Origin of the sequence: Bowmanella yangjiangensis (genome assembly GCF_017255015.1) — a bacterium.
In the GTDB taxonomy this organism is placed as follows: Bacteria; Pseudomonadota; Gammaproteobacteria; order Enterobacterales; family Alteromonadaceae; genus Bowmanella; species Bowmanella yangjiangensis.
Genome location: NZ_JAFKCS010000703.1, coordinates 1 through 377, shown reverse-complemented (window position 1 = coordinate 377; position 377 = coordinate 1). Strand labels below are relative to the sequence as shown.

Here is a 377-nt window from a genome sequence, read left to right as displayed (position 1 = left end):
TGTAGCTATGGTGGCCGCTTCGCTTCGGAGGCCTCATGTCCATCACCCGTTCCCTGCTCAGCAGCATCGCCCTACTCCCGCTTCTGACCGCCTGCCAGGTCTACACCGGCAAGCCGGAAGGCCCGCCACCGGCCACCCGCCTGCAGGGCCAGGTACAACTGGAGAACGGCCAGCTGCTGTTCAGCCCCTGTCAGGAACAGCGCCGCTTCCTTCTGGTCGACGGCGGCAACACCGGCATCGAGCATGAAGCCAGGCAGCTCGCCAGCGATGGCCAAGGCGAACTGTTCGCCGACCTGGCCGGCCAGTTGGGCGGCAGCCAGGGCCAAGGCAACGATGGCCGCTTCGAGGTCAGCCAGCTCTACCGCCTGCAGGGTGAA

1 protein-coding gene is annotated in these 377 nt (G+C 66.6%); it reads left to right on the top strand.

Features of this window, described 5'->3' with window-relative positions; translation table 11 throughout:
• Positions 1–35: 35 nt before the first annotated feature.
• Positions 36–377: hypothetical protein (locus J0A65_RS26330; protein ID WP_206597133.1), on the top strand; the 342-nt coding region annotated here is incomplete at its 3' end.